The following is a 21,934-nucleotide window of genomic DNA, read 5'->3' on the forward strand; positions in this document are numbered from 1 at the left end:
TTTAGTTTAATTTCGATAAAATTAGAACTTTTTAAGATTTTTAAAATATTCGTATTGATTAATGTAATACACACTGGCTTGGCGCAAGTTTGATAGCAAGGGAAAAATCAAAAATTTTCGCTATAATCGCGCCAAAATTTTAAGGATAATAGTGAAAATCGCACTTTTTGGCGGGAGTTTTGATCCGCCTCATGCCGGACACGACGCGATAGTAAAAGAGGCTCTAAGCGCAAATTTGGCCGATTTGCTAGTGATTATGCCGACTTTTATAAATCCGTTTAAGTCCGAATTCACAGCCCCTCCGAGCCTACGCCTAAAATGGTGTCAAAGCCTTTGGGGTGAGCGCGAAAATATCCTTATTAGCGATTATGAAATCTCGCAAAACCGCAAGGTTGCAACTATTGAAAGCGTGAAATTTTTAAAGCAAAAATTTAACCCTAGCCAAATTTACCTCATCATCGGCGCAGACAATCTCGCCGAACTTGAAAAATGGCAAAATTTCGAGCAGTTGCGAGATTTGGTTTGCTTCGTGATTGCCACCAGAGATGGCGCTAATATCCCCACAAAATGGGTAAATTTGCCAAAAATTAATATTAATGTTAAAATCTCTTCCTCATCTTTTCGCGCTAGCTTAAAAGGCGAAATTCCAGCGCAAATCAAAGATGAAGTGATAAATTTTTATAAAGGAAAAAAATGCAAGAAGTAAGACAAAGAGCCGAAAAAATCGCTCATATCCTAAGCGAAAAAAAGGCCGAAAATCCCCAAATCATCGACATGAGCGAGAAAGAATACATAGCTAAATTTGTAGTCATCGCCACGACCTTTACCGGTCGCCACGCATACTCACTGATTGAAGAGATGAAAACCACTCTCAAACCAGCTGGCGAGGAGTTTTTGGCGATTGAAGAAGGCGATGATTGGAGCGTGGTTGATTTGGGCGATATAATCGTGCATCTTATGAGTGATACATACCGCGCCAAATACGATATCGAGGACTTTTTAGCAAAACTTAAAAAAGAAGAGTTCTAATGGAGCGTCAAACTTGGAGTAACAAACTCACCTATATCCTAACCGTCGCAGGCGCAACAATCGGCTTTGGCTGCACCTGGCGTTTCCCGTATTTAGTCGGCGAAAACGGCGGTGGGGCGTATGTTTTTGTATTTTGCGTAGCGATGATTGCGCTTGGAATTCCAATGATTTTGGTCGAAAATGTCATCGGGCGCAGGGCGCTAAAAAATTCAGTCGATGCCTTTGGTGTGCCAAAACTTAATGGCGAGAAAATCTCGCAAAAATGGAAAATCGTAGGCATTATGGGGCTAATTGGCGCGTTTGGAATTTTGGCTTATTATATGGTGCTTGGTGGCTGGGTTCTGACATACATTATCAACATAATCAATGGAAATTTCAATCTCTCCGCCCCGATAACAGACCCAAAATTTACGGAAAATTTCTACAACGCAAATATCGAAAACAACCCGCTTTGGATCGGAATTTACACATTTATTTTTGTAGCGATTAACTGGTATATCCTAAAAAAGGGCATAATAGATGGAATCGAAAAATTTGTCAAATTTCTCATGCCGGCACTTTTTTTGTGTTTTATCGCGGTTATTGTTACGAATTTGACCCTGCCTAGCGCGACAGCGGGCGTGGGATTTTACCTTAGCATTGATTTTGCCAAAATCACGCCAAAACTTCTAATCGATGTGCTAGGACAGGTATTTTTCGCCCTATCTTTGGGATTTGGCGTTATGATTACACTTTCTAGCTTTTTGGATAAGGAAGAAAATTTAATCCAAACCGCCACACTCACAGCCGTGATAAACACGATAATTGCGGTACTTGCGGGATTTATGATTTTTCCTGCGCTCTTTTCTGTGGGTTTAGAGCCTACAAAGGGCACGAGGCTAGTGTTCGAATCCCTACCTATCGCGTTTTCGTATATGCCATTTGGCAATCTAATCGGCGTCGTGTTTTTGTCGATACTGCTCATCGCAGCACTTACCACATCGCTTACGATTTATCAGGTTTTGATAAATTATGTCGAGGAAAAATTTAACCTCACCACCATAAAATCCACAAATATCGTGCTTTTAGCTATTTTTGTGCTAGGAAATATCCCTTGCATACTTTCAAGCAATATCTTGGGCGATGTGCAAATTCTCTCTCGCTCGATATTTGACGCGTTTGACTTCGTGAGTGCAAATATTTTCTTTGTCCTAACAGCCTTGATGTGTAGCCTTTATGTAGGCTGGGTGCTAGGCGATGACGCCGTGCATGAGCTCACGAACGGCGGAAAACAAGGCGCAGGTTTAGCCAAAATTTGGCTAGTGTATGTGCGCTTCGTGCTACCACTAATCATAGCGGTCGTCTTTGTGTATGGAATTTTTGGATAGAAATTTATGATTTTATTTTTTCTTACAATGTTTCCGATTTCGCTAATGCCGGGCATTAATATGATTTATGCGCTAAATTTAGGCATGTCGCATGGATACGCACGCTCGCTTCCTGCACTGATTGCGCAAACTATCGGCATTGCGCTCGTTTCACTTGCTTGCATTTTAGGCATTGCTGGGCTTTTTATAACGCACCCAAGCGCACTTTTTGTAATCAAGGTTTTGGGCGGAATTTACATTTTATACCTTGGAATTTCGCTTTTTAGAAGCAACGGAAAATTCGAAGAAAAAGAGCAAAAAATAGAGAAAAATTTATTCGCGCAAGGCTTTGTGATTTCTACGACAAATCCCAAAGCGTGGATATTTTTCGCCGCGATTTATCCTAAATTTATCGACACTAACCAAATTTTGGGTTATTATAATTTCGGCTTAATCGGCGTAATGTGTCTAAGCGAGATTATCGCTCTTAGCGTGTATTCGCTTGGCGGAACGATTTTGAAAAATTTGCTTAAAACACATTTGCGATATTTAGAGATTTTTTGCGCGATTTTAATGTGCGTAATCGGAATTTTGATGATTTTTAGATGATTTAAGGAGGGAAAATGGCAGAGAGGTATGAAGGATATAATTTTAGGCTAAAAGATTCGCTTTTAGGCGTGCAATTTTTATTCGTAGCATTTGGCGCGCTAGTTCTTGTGCCGATTTTGACGGGGCTTGATACCAATGTCGCGCTATTTACGGCTGGTATTGGAACGCTTGTTTTTCAGCTTTGCACGAGAAAGCAGGTCGTGCCGATATTTTTGGCTAGTTCGTTTGCATTTATCACGCCGATAACTTTCAGCGTATCGCAATGGGGTGTGAGTGCGACAATGGGCGGATTAATGGCGGCAGGTTTGCTCTATGTCGCACTTAGCTTTGTGGTTAGATACAAGGGCGACGGCTTCATACACAAGCTCTTACCCCCAGTCGTCGTGGGTCCTGTCATCATCGCAATCGGCCTAATCCTAAGCCCGACAGCTGTGAATATGGCTATGGCAAAGGATATCGACGCAATCCCGCAAACTACCGCGCTTATCATCGCTTTTATCTCGCTAATCGCCACGATAATCGCCATAATGTTTGGCAAGGGTATCATCAGGCTAATACCGATTTTATCTGGTATTTTTGTAGGATACATCGCCTCGTTATGCTTCGGGGTCGTGGATTTCTCGCCAATTGAAAACGCGAAGTGGTTTTCCGTGCCAAATTTCAGCGCACCAAGCTTTAATCTAAACGCGATTTTATATATGCTTCCAATCGCCATAGCCCCTACAATCGAGCATATCGGCGATATTTTGACGATTAGTAATGTAACAAAGGAAAATTTCTTAAAAAACCCAGGACTTAAAAGCACGCTTTTGGGCGATGGTTTAGCGACCACGGCGGCTGCGTGTTTTGGTGGTCCGCCAAATACGACTTATAGCGAAGTTACGGGCGCTGTGCGCTTAACCAAAGCCTTCAACCCAGCCATTATGACATGGACAGCTATAACTGCGATTTTGCTTGCATTTGTGGGCAAGTTAGGGGCATTTATCGCCACAATCCCGGTGCCTGTCATCGGCGGAATTATGATTTTACTCTTTGGAATCATCGCTTCTGTGGGCATGGAATCTCTCATCAAAGCCAAAGTTGATCTGTCAAATCCGCGAAACATGGTCATAATCTCGCTAATCTTGGTAGTTTCAATCGGCGGGTTGGTGCTGGATTTTGGTTTTGCTAAATTTAGCGGAATTGGCCTTGGAGCAATCGTGGGTGTGGTTTTAAATTTAGTCCTACCAAAGGTCGATAAAATCGAAGAAATGGACTTCGAGCAGTTAGAAAGCGACGAAGAATAAACTCAAAATTTAAAGATAAATTTGCAAAAATTTATCTTTAAATTCCTACTAAAATTCCAAATAAAACAAAATTTGTAATAAATTATAATTATGTAACATTTTAAGCAAATTTATTGATTTAAATCAATAAATTTTTACTAAATCGTGCTAAAATACCAACTTAACAAATTTTAAATGAAAGGAGTGCTTTGATTACTAACAAATCATCACAGAAAAAGCCTTTTTCTGTAGCCGGCCTCATTCTTTCAGCCTTGATAGGCTTAGTGTTTGGCTTCGGTGTTTTTACATTTGTCTATGCAGACGGCCTAGTGCATCTTAGCAAAGATCCAATCGCCTGTAAAAAATGCCATGTCATGAACCAAGTCTATGAGAGCTGGGAAAAAGGTGGTCACCAGCATGTCGCTACTTGTGGTGATTGCCACTTGCCACACGACTTTGTCGGCAAATGGCTAATGAAAGCAGAAAGCGGTCTTCACCATGGCTATGCTTTTACTTTCAAGGACAACCCGGTAGCTTTTTCAGCTAGCCCTAAGAGCAAAGCAATCGTGCAACAAAACTGCATCGAGTGCCATAAAGAGTATGCTGAACCAGCGATTCACGCTAAACAAGCAGGTGGCTCAGATGTCCAAAACGAAGCCCTTAGTTGCGTATCTTGTCATAGACAAGCCGGACACGCCCATAATTATTAAAATTTAAATAGGAGTACCATAATGAAAAAACTTTTTGCTACCGTTTTTGTCATCGCGGCACTTGCAGGTGCTGGCGTCCTTGCGCTTTTCGCTGACATTAACAGTAAAAAAAATGAGGATAGAGAATATCCGCTAATGCTTACTAAGAACGACGATACTGTTCCAAATATCCAAGAGTGGGGTAAAAATTTCCCAAGCCATCTTGATATGACTTTGAAAATGAAAGACATAAATTTCGAGACTGATTGGGCCGGCTCATTACCATACTCAAAACTTCGCCGCTTCCCAGCTGCTAGCGTATTTTGGAAAGGCTATGCGTTTGCGGTAGATTACAATCGCCCAAGACTTCACTACTATTCACAAATAGATCAAATGGAGACTAAACGCAATAACAAAGAGTATCTAAATTCTCACGGATTGCCTAAATTTAACGGCCAACCAGGGTATTGTATGAACTGCCACAGCGGTCATATCATGGCTATAATGAGCGATCCTGATTACAAAGAATTACACGATCCAGCTACTCGCCCAGAGTCATTTAACCAACCAATGGGTTATTTCGACAATGACAAAGAAAATGGCGTATTCAAAAAAGAAGCATGGACAAAAATGAACTCTATCCCATACTTCGATGTTGTTAAAATGATCACTAAAAAACACGGTGAAGATCCTCACGGCGGCGCTCAACTAGGTTCAGCCTGTGCAGATTGCCACCACCCAGATGATATGAGTTTGCGCGTAACTCGCCCAGGATTTGTAAATGCAATGGTTGAGCGCGGTTATGAAGCAGATCCTAAATCAGGTATCAAAGGCACAAGAGTAGAGATGAGAAACTATGTTTGTATGCAATGCCATGTCGAATACTATCCAGGCATGAACTCTACACTAGTTTTCCCATGGGCTAAATGGAAAAAAGATGAGCCTTTCAAAATCGAGAATTTCGATGAATACTACGATGAGAAAGCTGCAAATGGTCAGTTCAAATTCGACTACAAACACAAACTAACTGACGCTCCAATCGTCAAAATGCAACACCCAGAAGCAGAGCTATACTCTACAAGTATCCACGCTAGAAGCGGTGTAACATGCGTAGATTGCCACATGCCATACAAACGCGAAGGTGCTAAGAAAATCACAAATCACACTATCCAAACACCTTATGCTGACATCACTGGTGCTTGCAAAACTTGCCACATGCAAAGCGAGCAAGAGCTAAAAGATAGAATTTCATTTATCCAAAATCGCTATGCGTTCGAGCTTAGAAAATGCGAAAACAACCTAATGGCATTTATCCAAGATGTCGTTACAGCACGCGAAGAGCTAGCTAAACACGAGCAATTCTCAGGCCTTGATGCTGACGCTCAAAAAGCAGCTATCAGCGAGGCACTAAAAGATGTTCTAGCTTACCACAGAAAAGCTCACATCCGCTGGGACTTCGGATTTAGCGAGAACAGCTACGGATTCCACGCTCCACAAGAAGCAAGCAGAATCGTAGGCCAATGCCAAACTATCGCAAGAGAGGGTCAAGCAGCACTTGTTAATGCCTTAGCTCCATACGGTATCACAATCGCTCTACGCCAAAACGCAGACGAGATCCCTGAGCCAGAGGTTATCACAACTCACAAAGCTCCAACAGCTATCGATCCATCTGATAGACTAAGAAAGCTTGATGAGGATATCAAAAATATGAATTTCAAATAATCTTTGATTGATTGAAATTCAGCTGCCCCGAGCAATCGGGGCATTTTTTTTGCCCTAAAATTTTAAAATTTAACCTTCACAAAAGCACTATTTAACGCTAAATTTTGTATAATCGCCAAATTTTATTTTTGAAGGACGCTTATGAACGCAAAGGCATATTTTGGCGCATTTGGAGGGCAGTTTGTCCCAGAAACTGCGATGTTTGCGCTAGAAGAGTTAGAGGAAGCTTACAATAAAATTTCAAAAACCAAAGAATTCCAAGACGAGCTAGCAGATTTGCTGAAAAACTACGCCGGTCGCCCTAGCCCGCTTTACCACGCTACGCGCCTTAGCGAGCATTACGGGCATGAGATTTATCTCAAACGCGAGGATCTAAACCACACTGGCGCACACAAAATCAACAACGCACTAGCCCAAGCATTGCTCGCCAAAAAAATGGGCAAAAAAAAGGTCATAGCAGAAACAGGCGCAGGTCAGCACGGCGTGGCGACTGCGACAGCTGCGGCACTTTTGGGCTTGGAGTGCGATGTGTATATGGGCGAGACTGACGCGGCTAGACAGCAGTTAAACGCATTTCGTATGAAGCTACTTGGCGCAAATTTAGTCACCATTTCTGACGGATTAAAAACGCTCAAAGAGGCCACCACAGCGGCAATTCAAGCATGGGTAAATGAGATTGAAAGCGTATTTTATGTCATCGGCTCGGCTGTGGGACCGCACCCATACCCTGCTATGGTGCGCGATTTCCAGCGCATTATCGGCGACGAAGCCAAAACACAAGCCGCAGAACTTGGCATAAAGCCTGATTTCGTCATCGCCTGCGTGGGTGGCGGAAGCAACGCGATTGGGATTTTCACTGCATTTTTAGACGATGAGAGCGTAAATTTAATCGGTGTCGAAGCAGCAGGACTTGGCGTGGATACACCTTATCACGCCGCGACTATCACAAAGGGCAAACCCGGCATAATCCATGGCATGAAAACTATCGTTTTACAAAACAAATACGGCATGATCGACCCGGTCCATAGCATTTCAGCAGGCCTTGATTATCCGGGTGTGGGCCCACAGCACGCGCATTTGCACGATATCGCTCGCGCCAAATACGCCGCCGTCACAGACGATGAGTGCATAAACGCGCTTAAACTTTGCTCGCGTTTAGAGGGCATTATCCCTGCGATTGAGAGCTCGCACGCCCTAGCCTATCTCGAAAAACTCTGCCCAAATTTGAAAGAGAAAAAAACCATAATCGTAAATGTCAGCGGACGCGGTGATAAGGATATGAACACCGTAATGAATTATCAAAAAGGAACAATCTATGGATAAGATAGCAAGCGCATTTAAGGGCAAAAAGCCAAATATCGGCTACATAGTCGCAGGATACCCAAGCGTGGCGCACACGAAGGAATTTTTATCAAATTTAGACGCTGGCGCGCTTGATTTGCTAGAAATCGGCATACCATACTCAGACCCAATCGCCGATGGCAAAGATATTTTTAACGCTAGTTTTAGCGCCGTGCAAAATGGCGTTACCACAGACACGGTGTTTGAAATTTTAGGCGAAGTAAAGACGCAAAAACCGCTAGTTTTTTTGGTGTATTACAATCTAATTTTCGCTTATGGCGTGGAAAAATTCATCGAAAAATCCGCGCAGTACGGGATTAGCGGATTTATAATCCCTGATTTGCCATTTGAGGAAAACGAGGAAGTATTCGCTCTATGCCAAAAATTTAACCTAGCCCTAATCCCGCTAATTAGCGTTACTAGCGAGCATAGAGCCACGAGGCTTTTAAGCAGAGCGAGCGGATTTATCTACGGCGTGGGCGCGATCGGCGTAACAGGCACGAAGCAAACCCCGCTAGATAGGCTAAAAAACATGGTCGCCGACCTGCATAAAATGAGCGATTTGCCAGTGGCTATTGGCTTTGGAATCCGCACCAAAGAAAATGTTTCAGAAATCAAATCCTTTGCCGACGGCGCGATAATCGGCACTGCGATTGTGAATTTGTGCGCGAAATTTAGCGGAGCCGAGCTACAAAAACAAATCGCAAATTTATTTGAATAAAGAAAGAAAAAAATGAGAAAACTACTTTTAATCTTACTTGCAAATTTCGCCCTCGGGGCAAATTTATTACAATACGAAATTTTCAACAACGACGACAGCGTCGATATCGTGCTATCTTTCGACTCATCGTATGAGCCAGATATCACGCGCACGATCGACGGGCAGTCTATGAGCCTAGTGCTAAAAAACCTAGGCAGCGAAGAGAAATACAACGAAATGCGCACCAACCAAAAGGTTTTGCGCGGATTTACTATCGCGCCTAAGGGCAACAATGTCGAAATCAACTTCCCCACAGGGGCAAATTTAATCGCAAATGCGATTTCGCAAGACGCGAAATTAAAGCTCTCGATCAATATCAAAAACCCAAATTTCGACCAAAGCCAAATGAGCGTTTCGCCTAGCCAAAGCGAAACCGAGCAAGAAAAGCCAAGCTCAAATTCTGGCCTTGGCTGGATACTGCCTAGCATTGTCATTTTGCTACTAATCGGCGCAGTAATGGTGCTCGTGCGCAAATTTAAGGGATTTAAAGGGCGCAAAAGCATAGATGATACTTGGGAGCAGTTCAACTCATCTGTGCTAGAACGCCAAAGTAGCGACGAGAGCGAGAATACAGGCGCGCAAGGTGGTGAGCGTAGAAACGATGAGTTTGAGGCGAAATTTAGCGATGAAATCAGCGACGAAGTAGCCCAAAACATATCCTTCACCCAAGAGAGCGAAAAATCGTGGCAAGAACTAGCCCAAAGCGACGAAATAGAGGAAGTCATGGCGGAGGAATACGAGCCACGCGACGATGAAATGAAAGAAAAATTCGAAGAAGAATTCGAGGAACTCCCACAAAACAGCGCTTCTCAAAATACTGCGCCGAAAAACACTGCCCCGCAAAGCTCATTTAGCTCGGAGCTTAAAGAGCGTTTGGAGGCTAAAAGCGATAAAATTTCAGCCTTTGAAAGCGTTTTGCGAAATGAAATCAAAGAGAGCGTGAGCGCAAGCCCTAGCGATATCGGCGTCGAGTTTGTCAAAGAAATCGACGAAAGTAGCACCGCTGTGGTGTTGAAATTTAACGGCAAAAAACACCTTGTCGTGCTAAAAAACTCAAATATCATCGAATAATTCTAAATCCAGGGCGAAATTTGGCTAAATTTCGCCTTTTTTACTTTTAAATTCCAAAATTTTAAATTTTTTTATTTTTCAAATTTACTCCCTAAATTCAGCACTTTTTAACAGGGGGGGGGGTAGAATATTAGGCGAATTTTAATCAAATTTAAGGTTTGTAAAAATGAAAAAATTTAAAATCTTTTTAATGGGAATTTCTGTCTTTATTTTGGCTGGGTGCGCGGATAAAAATGAACAAGTTTATAATCATAATGTTTATAGCGCACCAACACCGAGCTATCAAACAAATTCAAATTTTTCTATATATGATAATGAATTTAGGTGGATTAATAATCGCAAATACGAGGTTCCAAAAGACACAATGATAGATTTTTTAAGCGATTATCCAGGCTTTTTTAGGGAACTTGGTATGTCTTGTAAAACAGGTGAATTAGACTGGGTTGAGACCAATTTAGGAAATGCACTTTTTGGGCTAGCTGATTTTGCTCAGAAAAATCCAAGCCGACGATATGAAGCCTTGATTACAGCGCAAAATTTAATAACTCAAAACTATAATAAATTAGGTTGTGCCAAAGCACTAGATGATGAATATGCCCAACCTGCATACACACAAACAAACCAAAGCAACGCATTTGCACAGCAAAATTTACAAAACCAAATGAATATACTAGCCAATCAATGCAAAGGCGGCAATGCAAATTCTTGCATAAATTTAGGAAATTATGCCCTAAATTCAAATATGCCACAACAAGCCAAAGAATTCTACGGCATGGCATGCGATAATCGCTCACAAGAGGGTTGTGATTATTATAGAATTTTGCAAGAAAAAGGCTATTAATGCGATTTTTTGCTTTTTTGGCGATATTTTTTGCATTGTGTTTTGGTGCTAATAGTGACGAATATGAAAGGCGCGGAAATTATTACTACAATAATCGTGATTTTTTTGACGCTAAGGATAATTATATCATAGCTTGCAATATAAAAAACGCAAATGCTTGCTATATGCTTGGACATATGTATGAAAATGGTAAAGGTGCAAGGCAAGATTATTATATCGCGAACGAATATTATAACAAAGCATGCGACCTTGGCTCAAAAAATGCTTGTGATATTTTTCTTAACATATTTATAAATGGTTGTCAAAATAGTAACGATTGGGGTTCGTGCTATAAGGTCGCAGAAATTTATCATCAAGGCATATTTGCACAAATAAAAAACGATAAACTTGCTCTGTATTATGCTAAAAGAGCTTGCAAATTAGAGTATCGTAGAGGTTGTGATTTAGCAGATGAAATTGAAGGGAATAAAAGGCGAGAGCAAGAGGCACAAGAGCACCAAAACACAAAAACTACAAGCCAAGATAACCACTCAGCAAGTTGCAAAAATGGCAATGCCGAAGCGTGCTATAAGCTCGGAGATTTTAATGATAAGGGGCAAGATTACAAAAAAGCACTTGATAATTATCGCAAATCTTGCGAGTTAGGCTACGCTAAGGGTTGCGAGAAAGTTTTGGATAATTTGCGCACAGGTTGCAATAGTCGAAATGCGCAAGATTGTATTTTGCTAGCCAAATATTATGAAATTAACGCGCTAGATGATTATATGGCGCAAACTATTTTAATGGGGGCTTGTGATTTTGGCAGCAAAAAAGCATGTGATGAACTACGGAATTTGCAAGATAGAATTCGCGTCAAAGAGAAGCAAAAAGAGGAAAGAGAACTAGCCGAAGCAAGACGCCAAAAAGAGCTAGAAAGCGAGCAAATTCGCAAAGAAAATGAAAGAATTAGTAGAGAAAGCGAAGAAGAGCAACGCCAAATCGAAAATGATAGGCGAGCCAGAGAGGAAAGAAAAGCGCAAGAAAAAGAAAAAGAAAAAGAACAAGAAAAAAACACCTTAATAATTATTGGCATAATAGTTCTTTTTGTCGTTACTTGCATGATTTTCGCAAATTCGCACAACGAAAGCTCAGGCAGTAGTGCCGAGGAAATTTTTGGCAAGAAAAACAAAAATGAAAATTTTTCGCACAAGCAAAATTCCAGCTCGCAAAATTCGAGCAGTTGGGATAATGCAAATTCGAACAATCAAAATTTCGATGATGATTTAGACGATGACTTAGATGATGACGAATACAAGGGATATTTTACCTTACACGAGGCTGTGTATTTAGTCACCATTTTGACAAAGTTAATGATAAGCGATGGTAAAATAGACAAACAAGAAGTAGGTGTTATAGGGGGATTTATAAAATTTGTAGCAAACGATGATGACGAAGCAGCCGCTCTGCTGGAAATCCACATAAAGGCATTAGCAGGCAATGTAAATGTATATGCTATGGCTTCATCATACAAAGCCAAATTTAACCCAAGCAAAACAGAGATTAGATATATAATTTTCTTATTTTTGCACATGGTTTATGCAGACGGAGAATTTAGCGCGGATGAAAAACGGCTATTTGCCGAAATTTTCCAAGCCTTTGGTATAGACCATATAGAAAGAGAAGTTTTATATAAAATTTTTTGGCAAATATATGGAAATGAGTATTCTAACCGAACTAGGCAGGATTTTGGCAATGAGGGTGATGAGGATGCAGACGAGCCGGACCCTTACGAGGTGCTAGGACTAAGCAAAGACGCCACTTTTGATGAGGTTAAAAAACGCTACCGAAAACTAGCAAGCCAAAATCATCCGGATAGATTTGCAAATGCTAGCAATGAAGAAATAGCCGCCGCTACAAAGCGTATGCAAGAAATCAATACTGCTTATGAAAAAATAAAAAAGAAAATGGGGAAATGATATGAAAATTTATATCGGCAAAGGTTGGGAAAATCACTATTTAAAGGGCACTCTTTCAGTCGGATTTGACATCGACGGGTATTTGAGCAGATTGTGCTATGAAATGGCGCTTTATGTTAAATTTGAGAGTATCCGTGAAATTCTTGGCGATATAGAGTATCTCGATATGCAAGATTTCAAAAGAATTATAGACGACGGGGCTATCGTCATAAAATACCCAAATCCGCAAATCCCAAATTTAATCACAGGTTATTTAAAAGGCTCACACTATGACCGTAAAATCACGCCGTTTTTAATCTATGCCATTTTTATGAGCGCGAAATACAATCTTGGCTGTATAGAAAAAAATACGACAACAAGGGAAAAAGAGATTGATTTCGTGCGCGATATGATTAGAATTTTTTCTGTTGCAAATAGCGAAAGTTTTATGTTTAAAGCCTTTGTTGGTGCTAGCGGGGTTGTGCCAAGAGTAGCACAAAGCAACCTTGAAGAAAGCAATATCCTAAACCAAAACGCAAGCCTTGCAAGTGCTCTTATAATGGAATTAATAGGCGAAGAAAAAATTGCTTGTAGGGCACCGATTGTGCTTTTTGTCGTGGCAAATTTTATCCACAAACACCAAATCGGAAACTATCAAAATTTTGCCGACCATAAAATGTTTCGTGATTATGGAAATTTCCACGATGAAGAATTTGCGCAAACTATCGAATTTGCGCCAGAATTTAGCAAAGACAAAAAAGCAAAAGAGCTGATTTTAAAAATGTTAGATGAAGTGGAAACTCTAAATTTAAGCCAAACACAAATTTCAAATTTAGCGATTGATATTTTTGCTAGAACCGCACCCAATCAATTTCAAGGGCGTCCAGATGAAGTAGTTAAACATTTCAGAGAAAATTTTCATACCCTTTTAGATTATAATTGCGAGAATTCTGACATTTCAGTCGCCGATAAAATTTTAAAATACGCCGAGAAAATTTATGAGATATATTATGGCAAAATTGACAATGAGGCGCGTGAAATTTTATCTATGTTTTTTTATGGCGATAGAAGGGCAAATCAATTTTTTATTCAACAAATTTACGAAGAAATTAAACCTACGCTATTTGGTGTAAATCAGCTTATGACGCTCATAGCATACAAATTTATAACACTTAAAAATTTAAACAATAATATTGCCGAAAATTTGATAAAAAATTTTTGCAATGCCTTTTTAACGGATTTAAAAACTTATTATCAATGGAATTAATATTAATCCTGCTTCTTTTTCACAGCCTCGTAAATTTCATCTACGCTGGTTAAATTCTGCTCGATAAATTTTTGCGCGCTTTGGCGGGTTTTGCGCCCGAAAATCCCGTCTTGCTTGGCTCCGACAGCCTTTTGGATAAAGAGGATTTTCTCTTTTTGACTGATATTTGCGCTATCGTTTGCGTCGCGGATTATCACGACGGTGAAATTGCCCTCGTCCTTTATCGCCACGGGCGCGCTCGCAGTATTTTCCGAGCCAAATTTCGCGCACAGCTGGCTGGCTAAATTTTCAAATTTGCCCGCAAGCGCAATTTTTGGGACGCTGTTTTTAGCCGCCAGCGCCCCATACACGCCCCCTGCTAGCACAAAAACAGCCAAAATTTTCGCAAATTTCACAAACGCAGGGCGATTTCGCAGACTTCTGCGATATTCGCTTGGGATTTCGCGCTGTTTTATCAGCGTCCAAACGCTACTTAGCCCCCACAGCACCGCACCGCACACGCTCGTAGCCAGAGCAAAAACACACAACGCGCCCAAAATCCCCACTAGCGCGCTCTTGCCTAGCGCCCCCGCCATAAATCCACACGCCCCAAGCGCGCCTAGCACCCACACTATCGCGCCTAGCACGCCCCACACAGCGCGCGAGTGCGTAGGCGAGACCCTATCTAAACAGCCCCTTATCATCGCGCTCATATTTCGCGCCATTTCATCGCCAATGAAGCCCTCACATGAGCGTTTTACGATATTTACAGCCTCGTCCTCGCTAGGATTTGGCGCGCTAGCGATTTTTTTCATCGCGCTATCAAGCACGGGCTGGGCAGAGTATTTCTCGAAAAATCCATAAGCCTGACGCGCACTCATACCGCCTTGGGATTGAATTTTGACCAAATTTATGGCGTCATCAGCGAACAAATCATCGAAAATTTTAGGCTTTATAAAGATACTAAGCGGATCGCCAAAGCCCACCATAACATAATTTTTATCAAAAATTTCAAACCTTAGCTCGACCACCTTGCATTTGCCGATATATTCGGCCTCGCACGCACTTTCGCTAAGCTCTTCCCCGCTTTGGGTAAAGGCGATTTTGCTGGAAATAAATTCTAAATTTTGCGCGCACAAATACGCCAAAAATTCATCATTATAAGCGATTTGGCGCAGTCCGATTCTAGCGCTTGCACTTGCATTTGCGCAAACACTTCTAGTGCGGATAAAAAAGCCATTTCCAGCGCATACTTCGCAATCGCTCCAACCAGCCCCGTCGCAGGCTTTGCACTTCAATTTCCCTGTGCCACTGCATTTTTGACACTCTTCATAGCCCGCGCCACCGCATTTTTGGCAGGTTTGCACGCCCTCGACCATTTTGGTAGAGCCGTCGCTTTGCTCCTTAATGTATGTGGCTGGGATCTGACCTGCGCCTGCGCAGACAAAGCACGGCTGTTTGCCCGCACCCTCGCATGCTGGGCAATCTTGTGTGCCTGAACCTGCGCATTTTTTGCAGGCGATTTTGCCCTCTTGGGCGCATTTTTCGCAACCCTCATAGACGCTAAATGGACTAAATGAATAATACCTTTGCTGTGCTTGCGCGCTTGCGATTGCCGAATTTGCGCCCTCTCTTAGCGAGCTAAGTAAAATTTCATGCAGTTTTTGGCTGTTTTTGGCCTCGCTCATGCACTCGCTTGCATGCGCTTCAAACCCCGCTCTATCCTTGCCAAAATGGATTGAGGCGTTTTCTCCACCGGCTACGACCTCATCGCTAAATTCGCCGTCAAATTCCCATTTAATGGAAATTTTGACCTCGCTAGGGAAAAAATCCCCCCTAGCATTGCGCAAATCGCTAGCCTTGGCAGAGTTTTTGTCGATTAAATTTCGTAATTTTTGTATCAGTGCTTCGTATATTTCGTCCATTTCATCGCCTCAAATTTAATCCCTAATTATAATCAAATTTTGCTTTATTATTTTTCAAATTTCGCCCCAAGGCGCAACTAGGATAAAAATTTTGTTTTATAAGCAAATTTAAATTATAATCGCTTTATAAAAAAGGAAAACGGACGAAATGAAAAAACCAACCCCCAAAAACGAAGAAATTCGCCTAGAACCAGATCGCTACATCGTATCCAAAACCGATACCAAGGGCTTTATCACCTTTGCTAACACTTATTTTTGCTATATTTGCGGATACAGCGCCGATGAGCTTCTAGGCTCGCCACACTCGATTATACGCCACCCAGACATGCCACGCCTCGCCTTTAAAATGATGTGGGACGAGATAAATCAAGGGCACGATTTTATCGCGCTGGTTAAAAATTTAGCCAAGGACGGGCGGTATTATTGGGTGATGACAGAGTTTCGCCCATATCGCGATCCCCTAAGTGGCGAGATTTACGAGCATACCGCATATCGCAAGGCTCCGCCTCGCTCTGCAATTGAGACAATCGCGCCGATTTATGCCAAGCTTTTGGAGGCTGAAAAAACAGGCGGGATTAAGGCTAGCAAGAAAATTTTGGACGAGCTTTTAACTAGCAAGGGCAAAACTTACAAAGAGTGGATTTTGGAGCTAACGCTACGCAAAGATACATTTACCGATAATTTTTTCCGCACGATGAGAAATATCTTTAACCGCGGCGAAATTTGAAATTTTGCATTATTCATTGTCGTTGTAAGCAAACGCGCGTTTGATTTGTCATTGCAAGAATTTGCTCAATTTGTCATTGCGAGCGCTAAGCGAAGCGTTAAGACGCTTCGCCAAAAGCGCGTGGCAATCTACGAATTTAAAATTCGTTGCGCCAAATTTGCTGTCATTGCGAGAAAACGAAGTTTTCGAAGCAATCTAGGGAAATTCAAAGTAAAATTCAACCTAAATTTAGCATTGAACGATTTTTTTGAATTTTAGGCTAAATTTTGAAATTCTCTGTAAGGGGGAGGGTGCGCTTTTTAGGAGACGCTACCCTCCCCCTTACCAACCCCCACCCCTGTAAAACCTTAGAAGTGGCTAAATTTAGAAAAACTGCGTTTTTCTAAATTTAGCTGGTTTTATTTAACTGAAATGCTTCGCATTTCTCTTGCAATGACAAATTAAAGACAAAGGGATAATTCGGCTCAGTATTTTGAAGTTTGCGCTAGCGGAATTTGAAGAAAATGGCTAAATTTAGCCTTTGCCAAATTTAGCCTGGATTTTAAAATTTAGCCGTTTTTACGGGCGAATTCGTTCATAAACTCCACGAGAGTTTTGACATTTTCTGCCGTGATTGCATTATACAGCGACGCGCGGATTCCGCCTAGCACGCGGTGCCCTTTGAGCCCAATCATACCAGCCTTGCTAGCCTCATCAATAAATTTCGCCTCAACCTCAGCCCCGCTTGCGATATTAAAGCTAATATTCATCAAGCTCCTGCTATCCGCTCTCGCATGCCCAGCGTAAAATCCGCCGCTCGCGTCGATTGCCTCGTATAAAATCGCGGCCTTTTGCTCGTTGCGCTCAGCCATTTTGGCTAGACCTCCGATTTCGTTTTCGATCCACTCTAACATCAAATCAAGCATATAAATTCCAAAGGTATTTGGGGTATTATACATAGAATCGGCGTTTGCTTGGGTTTTGTAGCGCAAAATCATAGGGGTGCTGGTATCATCAGCCCTATCAAGCAAATCCTCGCGGATCGCCACCATTGTCACGCCTGCTGGGCCACCGTTTTTTTGGATACCGCCATAAAACAGCCCCACACTTGAAATATCCACAGGCCTAGAAAATAAATCGCTTGAACTATCCACGACTAGCGGGCATTTGCACTTCGGTAGAGCCTTATACTGCGTGCCATAAATCGTATTATTCGAGCAAATGTAGCCATAATCGGCGTCGTCGCTGAATTTAACCTCTGGGATATGGTCAAATTTGCTCTCTTTGCTACTTGCGATTACGCGATGATTTATGCCTAAAATTTCCGCCTCTTTTATGGCTTTGTTCGTCCAGTTGCCGGTATTTGCGTATTCGGCGTAGCCTGTTTTTGTCATGAGATTCATAGGCACTTGCGCGAACTGCAAACTGCCACCACCTTGCAAAAACAAAATTTTGAAATTCTCGCCAAAGCCATAGAGGCGTTTTACGCGCGCCATTGCGCTATGTAGGACTTCCTCGAAAATTTTAGTGCGGTGAGAAATCTCGATAATCGAATATCCATGACCCTTGTAGTCGGTAAATTCGGCCTTAGCGTGCTCTAAAACGCTTAGCGGGATCGTGCTAGGACCAGCGCTGAAATTAATAACTCTACTCATTTTGCCTCCTTGAAATTTAATCTAATATTTGCGCCACTTTTTTAGCATTTTGCGATACAATCGCGATTTTATCGCCATTTTGTAGCTCTTCTAGGCTGATTTTTTTGCCATCTTTTTGGATTTGTACTAAATCTTTGGTAAGCTCAAAATAGCTTGCTTTTTGTTTTAAAATTTCGTTTTTTAGCTCGATTTGATGAGTTAAATTTGCAAATTTGGCGTTGATTGTGTTTTTAAATTTAATCTCTAAATTTTGCAAATTTAATAAATTTTGCGTGATTTTGGTATCCACGGACTTGCTTTTTAGCTCGAAATATCGCATTTTAAGTTCATTTTGCAAATTTGCGATTTTTTCGTTTATAAATTTTCGTAGCTGATTTTCCGCGCCGTCTAAATTCTGATAAAGCGTGGAAATTTCGGGCAATAAATCCACCATAGCCGCTGTTGGCGTGAGCGAGCGATGATCTGCGACAAAATCGCTTATGCTAAAATCTATTTCGTGCCCCACAGCCGAAATTATCGGCGTTTGCGCTGCGTAAATTTCGCGAGCGAGCATTTCGTCGTTGAAGCACCACAAATCCTCTTTGCTACCACCGCCCCTTGCGATAATAATCGCATCATACCCAGCGCTATCAGCCCTGCGCAGTGCCGATATGATCGAGCTTGGCGCGCTAGTTCCTTGCACCAAAGAGTTGTAAATATCGATTTTAAGCATAGGAAATCTATCGTTTGCTACTCTAAGCATATCCGCGCACGCAGCCGATCCTGCGCTCGTAATAAGCGCGATATGGCGCGGAAATTTCGGAAGCGGTTTTTTGCGCGACGCGTCGAAAAGCCCCTCGCCAAAGAGCTTTTCTTTAAGCGCATTAAAGCGCATTTCTAGCTCGCCAGCCCCAGCTTCGCGCATTTGCGTTACTTGGATTTGATACGCGCCTGAGGCTGGATAAATCGTAAGTTTGCCCGTTAGCACGACACGCATACCGATTTTTGGCGTGAAATTTAGCTTTTGATTAGCGAAGCGAAACATAGCGCAATTAAGGGCTGAGTTTTCGTCTTTTATCGTAAAATACCAGTGTTTGCTTATGCTTTGCTCACTAAATTTCGAGATCTCGCCCTCGACCTCGATACCAGCAAAGGTCGTTTCTAGTAGCGCTTTGGCCTTTTCATTGACTTCGCTGACGCTAAGCATCGCGCACCTTTTTGGCGATAAAAAGCGTGCTCACATCGAAGCTAAATCCCTTTATCACAAGTGGCTCAAAGCCCGAATTTATGAGCTTTTCTTTGAAGCTTGCGGTGTCTAGGAAATTGCCGATTGAGCTTGGCAAATACTCGTAAGCTTCCTTGTTTTTCGAAATCGCGCCACCGATTAATGGCAAAATTTTGCTGACATAAAAATCGCGCATTTTAAATACTAACCCGCCGTTTTGGGCTTTGGTAAATTCTAGCACCACGACTAAGCCGCCTGGCTTTATCACGCGATTAAACTCGCGCAAAGCTTCATCTAAGGCCACTACATTTCGTATGCCATAGCTGATACTTACGATATCCACGCTAGCGTTTTCTAGCGTCGTTTGCGTCGCTGTTGCCGTGATAAAGGTATGATCTTTGAATTTCTCTTTGGCTACGCCTAGCATACCCACGCTTGGGTCAATCCCTATGATTTGCTCGATTGAAACGCCGTGTTTTGGGGCTAATTCCTCCCAAATTTTAATCATATCGCCAGTTCCACACGCTACATCGGCGATTTTTACGCTTTTGTTTTTGCAGTATTCAAGCGCCGCTCCCACGCCTGCTTTGCGCCACGAAGTATCCACGCCAAGGCTGATTGCGCGGTTTGCCTTGTCATAAGTAGGCGCGATTTCATCGAACATTTTTATGATTTTTTCTTGTTTTTCCACGATTTTTCCTATCTGTATATTTTGATTTTTGCAATTGCTTTTTTTATGGATTTTAAAAACTCATCTTTGTGGTCTAAAATCTCGCTTTTTAGGGACTTTGTCTTGGCAATTAGCTCGTTATTTAGAGCTAAAAGATATTTAAAACTCTCGTCGTTTTTATCGCTTGCTTTTTGATACATGGCGATGAAATTTTGCCAAATACTCACATCTTGGAGCGCGCCAAAGCTTTCTTGCGCGATTTTTACCTGCTTGTAAGCCTCGCTAATCCTAGCGCTCTCATAAATCCTAGCGCAAAATTCAAGCTCGTAGCGGACCTTTTTTAGATAAATTCGCGCGTCGTGAAATTTGGCGATTTCGCTTTTTTCGTTTAATTCACCAATCACGCCTCTAAGGGCTTTTAACGCCTTGTTTAGGCGATTTGAGATAAATTTTTTGGCGATTTTTTCATACTCTGGGCTAAGGTAAATTCCGCCTAAATTTTTCAAAAAATCCTCAAATTTAGCCCTAAATTTATCAAATTCAGCGTCGCTTAAAGCTCTTTTTGTGCGCTCATTGATACTGCGCCCAAGCGCGTCCATCTGCGCTCCAAAGTGCGCCGGGGCGGAGTTTTGCACCAAAAATTTGCTAAATACTTCGATATCTCGCATTTGATTTGTTTTGCCGACGATGTTTTTGAGATGAGTTAAAATTTCATCAGTGATTTTTGGCGCGAAAAGCGGAGCGAAAAATTTCACCATAACCCGCATTTTGCGCATTGCAATGCGAAATTTATGAAGCGCTTCCTCATCTTTGGCGCACATATATTCATCGTGCGATTTTAAAATTTGCGAATAAATTTTGGCAAAAATCACGCCAGCACTTTGCGCGCTATCGGCGTATGGCGGGATTTGAAATTTCATATCGTCAAATTTTTCAAACACGCTTTTGGCAAATCCATAATTTAGCTTTTCGCAAGGCTTACCAAAACGCGCTAAATAGCGTGTTTTGTAGCGAAAATCATCGCTGATATCTAAAAATTCGTGTTCGCCAAATGTTTTGATAAAATCAAACTTCTTGCTAGCTTCTTCGCTTTTGAAATTCGCAACTAGCGTGATTAGCGTAGATAGCCTACCAGAATAAATTTCTAGGTGAAAATCAGCCTGAGAATTCGCAAAGCCATAACGGCATTTTTGCACCATTTCGCCCTGCATATCGGCCTTGGCTTCGTTAAAATCGTCTTTGGAAATTTTAAATTTTAAAGCCTCGCGGATGAGATCTTCTTTTTTATGATGAAGCGTAAAGGTATTGTTTTCGCAGACATAGTAAATTTCGGGCGAAAATGATGTATAAAACCAGCTAACATCGCTTTTGCGAAGTTTGACGCCAGCATCTTGCAATGCAAATAAAATCGCCCTATCATAAAGTAGAAATTTGCGCTTTGTCTTCATACCCACTCCAAAAATAAAATGGGTAATGATAGCAAATTTAAGCTTATATTACCTACAAAACTCGCAGTCTTCAACTGTGGCTGTGATATTTAGTTTGCGGACAAAATTTTTAAGCTGTTTTTCGACGCTGGTGCGCATATCGTCCATAAAAATATCGCCCATAAACATATCGCTGACATTTCCGCATTTTTCGCAAACGACATGCATGTGCGGGGTGTTGTAGATATCGTATCTTGGCTTTTGGTTTGGAGTATTTACCTCGACAACCACGCCCTCATCAAGCAATCTATTTAAATTTTTATAAACCGTAGCAAGCGAGATTGATGGGTAATCCTCTTTAATCCCGTCATAAAGCGAGTCGATATTTGGGTGCTCGTGGCGGTCTAGCACTTTTAGGATACAAAGGCGTTGTGGCGTGGCTTTGAGCCCGCAATTTTTGAGTAAATCTACATGTGTCATAATGTCGTCCTTAG

General features: G+C 41.8%; 20 protein-coding genes. 14 read left to right on the top strand and 6 right to left on the bottom strand.

The window, feature by feature from the left end:
* The first annotated feature begins 151 nt into the window (after window positions 1-151).
* From nadD to OFO00_RS05625, 13 genes are all read left to right on the top strand, one after another.
* The gene (nadD, locus tag OFO00_RS05565; RefSeq protein WP_270865220.1) at window positions 152-706 is read left to right on the top strand and encodes a nicotinate (nicotinamide) nucleotide adenylyltransferase; all 555 of its coding nucleotides are present in this window, start codon (window positions 152-154) and stop codon (window positions 704-706) included.
* Window positions 694-1,029, top strand: a complete 336-nt coding sequence (gene rsfS, locus OFO00_RS05570) for a ribosome silencing factor (protein WP_270859674.1) — start codon at window positions 694-696, stop codon at window positions 1,027-1,029. The genes nadD and rsfS overlap by 13 nt, the downstream gene beginning before the upstream one ends.
* A complete protein-coding gene (locus OFO00_RS05575; protein ID WP_270865221.1) occupies window positions 1,029-2,396 on the top strand; it encodes a sodium-dependent transporter in 1,368 nt (455 codons plus the stop codon). Before rsfS ends, OFO00_RS05575 begins: the two co-directional genes overlap by 1 nt.
* A gap of 6 nt (window positions 2,397-2,402) precedes the next feature.
* Complete coding sequence (locus OFO00_RS05580) at window positions 2,403-2,984, top strand: LysE family translocator (RefSeq protein WP_270865222.1); 582 nt, start codon at window positions 2,403-2,405, stop codon at window positions 2,982-2,984.
* Between the two features lie 14 nt (window positions 2,985-2,998).
* Window positions 2,999-4,270, top strand: coding sequence for a uracil-xanthine permease family protein (locus tag OFO00_RS05585; RefSeq protein ID WP_270865223.1), 1,272 nt, complete (start codon window positions 2,999-3,001; stop codon window positions 4,268-4,270).
* 188 nt (window positions 4,271-4,458) lie between these two features.
* The gene (gene nrfH / locus OFO00_RS05590) at window positions 4,459-4,959 is read left to right on the top strand and encodes a cytochrome c nitrite reductase small subunit (RefSeq protein WP_270859678.1); all 501 of its coding nucleotides are present in this window, start codon (window positions 4,459-4,461) and stop codon (window positions 4,957-4,959) included.
* A gap of 21 nt (window positions 4,960-4,980) precedes the next feature.
* Window positions 4,981-6,660 (top strand): ammonia-forming cytochrome c nitrite reductase subunit c552, encoded by a 1,680-nt coding sequence (locus OFO00_RS05595; RefSeq protein WP_270865224.1) that lies wholly within the window; start codon window positions 4,981-4,983, stop codon window positions 6,658-6,660.
* A 141-nt stretch (window positions 6,661-6,801) separates the two neighbouring features.
* Window positions 6,802-7,983, top strand: a complete 1,182-nt coding sequence (gene trpB / locus OFO00_RS05600) for a tryptophan synthase subunit beta (RefSeq protein ID WP_270865225.1) — start codon at window positions 6,802-6,804, stop codon at window positions 7,981-7,983.
* Window positions 7,976-8,722 carry a tryptophan synthase subunit alpha gene (gene trpA, locus OFO00_RS05605; RefSeq protein ID WP_270865226.1) on the top strand — a complete coding sequence of 249 codons (747 nt, stop codon included), beginning with the start codon at window positions 7,976-7,978 and terminating at the stop codon, window positions 8,720-8,722. Before trpB ends, trpA begins: the two co-directional genes overlap by 8 nt.
* Window positions 8,723-8,734: 12 nt before the next feature.
* Window positions 8,735-9,832, top strand: coding sequence for a hypothetical protein (locus OFO00_RS05610; RefSeq protein WP_270865227.1), 1,098 nt, complete (start codon window positions 8,735-8,737; stop codon window positions 9,830-9,832).
* 166 nt (window positions 9,833-9,998) lie between these two features.
* Window positions 9,999-10,673, top strand: coding sequence for a hypothetical protein (locus OFO00_RS05615; protein ID WP_270865228.1), 675 nt, complete (start codon window positions 9,999-10,001; stop codon window positions 10,671-10,673).
* Entirely contained in the window at window positions 10,673-12,628 is a 1,956-nt protein-coding gene (locus OFO00_RS05620) for a DnaJ domain-containing protein (RefSeq protein WP_270865229.1), read from the top strand. The genes OFO00_RS05615 and OFO00_RS05620 overlap by 1 nt, the downstream gene beginning before the upstream one ends.
* Before the next feature lies 1 nt (window position 12,629).
* Entirely contained in the window at window positions 12,630-13,874 is a 1,245-nt protein-coding gene (locus OFO00_RS05625) for a hypothetical protein (protein ID WP_270865230.1), read from the top strand.
* Window positions 13,875-13,876: 2 nt separating this feature from the next.
* Here the strand turns inward: OFO00_RS05625 and OFO00_RS05630 are convergent, their stop codons facing one another.
* On the bottom strand, window positions 13,877-15,778 hold the full coding sequence (locus OFO00_RS05630; protein WP_270865231.1) for a hypothetical protein: 1,902 nt from the start codon (window positions 15,776-15,778) through the stop codon (window positions 13,877-13,879).
* Between the two features lie 148 nt (window positions 15,779-15,926).
* Here OFO00_RS05630 and OFO00_RS05635 point away from each other — a divergent pair, with 148 nt between their 5' ends.
* Window positions 15,927-16,505: a PAS domain-containing protein gene (locus OFO00_RS05635; RefSeq protein WP_270865232.1), complete on the top strand. Its 579-nt coding sequence runs from the start codon at window positions 15,927-15,929 to the stop codon at window positions 16,503-16,505.
* A 548-nt stretch (window positions 16,506-17,053) separates the two neighbouring features.
* On the opposite strand, the gene serC is transcribed toward OFO00_RS05635, so the two are convergent.
* The 5 genes from serC to OFO00_RS05660 are packed head-to-tail and all read right to left on the bottom strand — an operon-like array spanning window position 17,054 to window position 21,920.
* Window positions 17,054-18,139: a phosphoserine transaminase gene (gene serC, locus OFO00_RS05640; protein ID WP_270865233.1), complete on the bottom strand. Its 1,086-nt coding sequence runs from the start codon at window positions 18,137-18,139 to the stop codon at window positions 17,054-17,056.
* A gap of 16 nt (window positions 18,140-18,155) precedes the next feature.
* Entirely contained in the window at window positions 18,156-19,325 is a 1,170-nt protein-coding gene (gene xseA, locus OFO00_RS05645) for an exodeoxyribonuclease VII large subunit (protein WP_270865234.1), read from the bottom strand.
* On the bottom strand, window positions 19,318-20,034 hold the full coding sequence (ubiE, locus tag OFO00_RS05650) for a bifunctional demethylmenaquinone methyltransferase/2-methoxy-6-polyprenyl-1,4-benzoquinol methylase UbiE (RefSeq protein ID WP_270859688.1): 717 nt from the start codon (window positions 20,032-20,034) through the stop codon (window positions 19,318-19,320). Before ubiE ends, xseA begins: the two co-directional genes overlap by 8 nt.
* Before the next feature lie 8 nt (window positions 20,035-20,042).
* Window positions 20,043-21,461: a CYTH and CHAD domain-containing protein gene (locus tag OFO00_RS05655; RefSeq protein ID WP_270865235.1), complete on the bottom strand. Its 1,419-nt coding sequence runs from the start codon at window positions 21,459-21,461 to the stop codon at window positions 20,043-20,045.
* Between the two features lie 48 nt (window positions 21,462-21,509).
* Window positions 21,510-21,920: a Fur family transcriptional regulator gene (locus tag OFO00_RS05660; RefSeq protein ID WP_270859690.1), complete on the bottom strand. Its 411-nt coding sequence runs from the start codon at window positions 21,918-21,920 to the stop codon at window positions 21,510-21,512.
* Window positions 21,921-21,934: the final 14 nt, after the last annotated feature.

Origin of the sequence: Campylobacter sp. VBCF_04 NA7 (assembly GCF_027737405.1) — a bacterium.
Classification (GTDB): Bacteria; Campylobacterota; Campylobacteria; order Campylobacterales; family Campylobacteraceae; genus Campylobacter_B.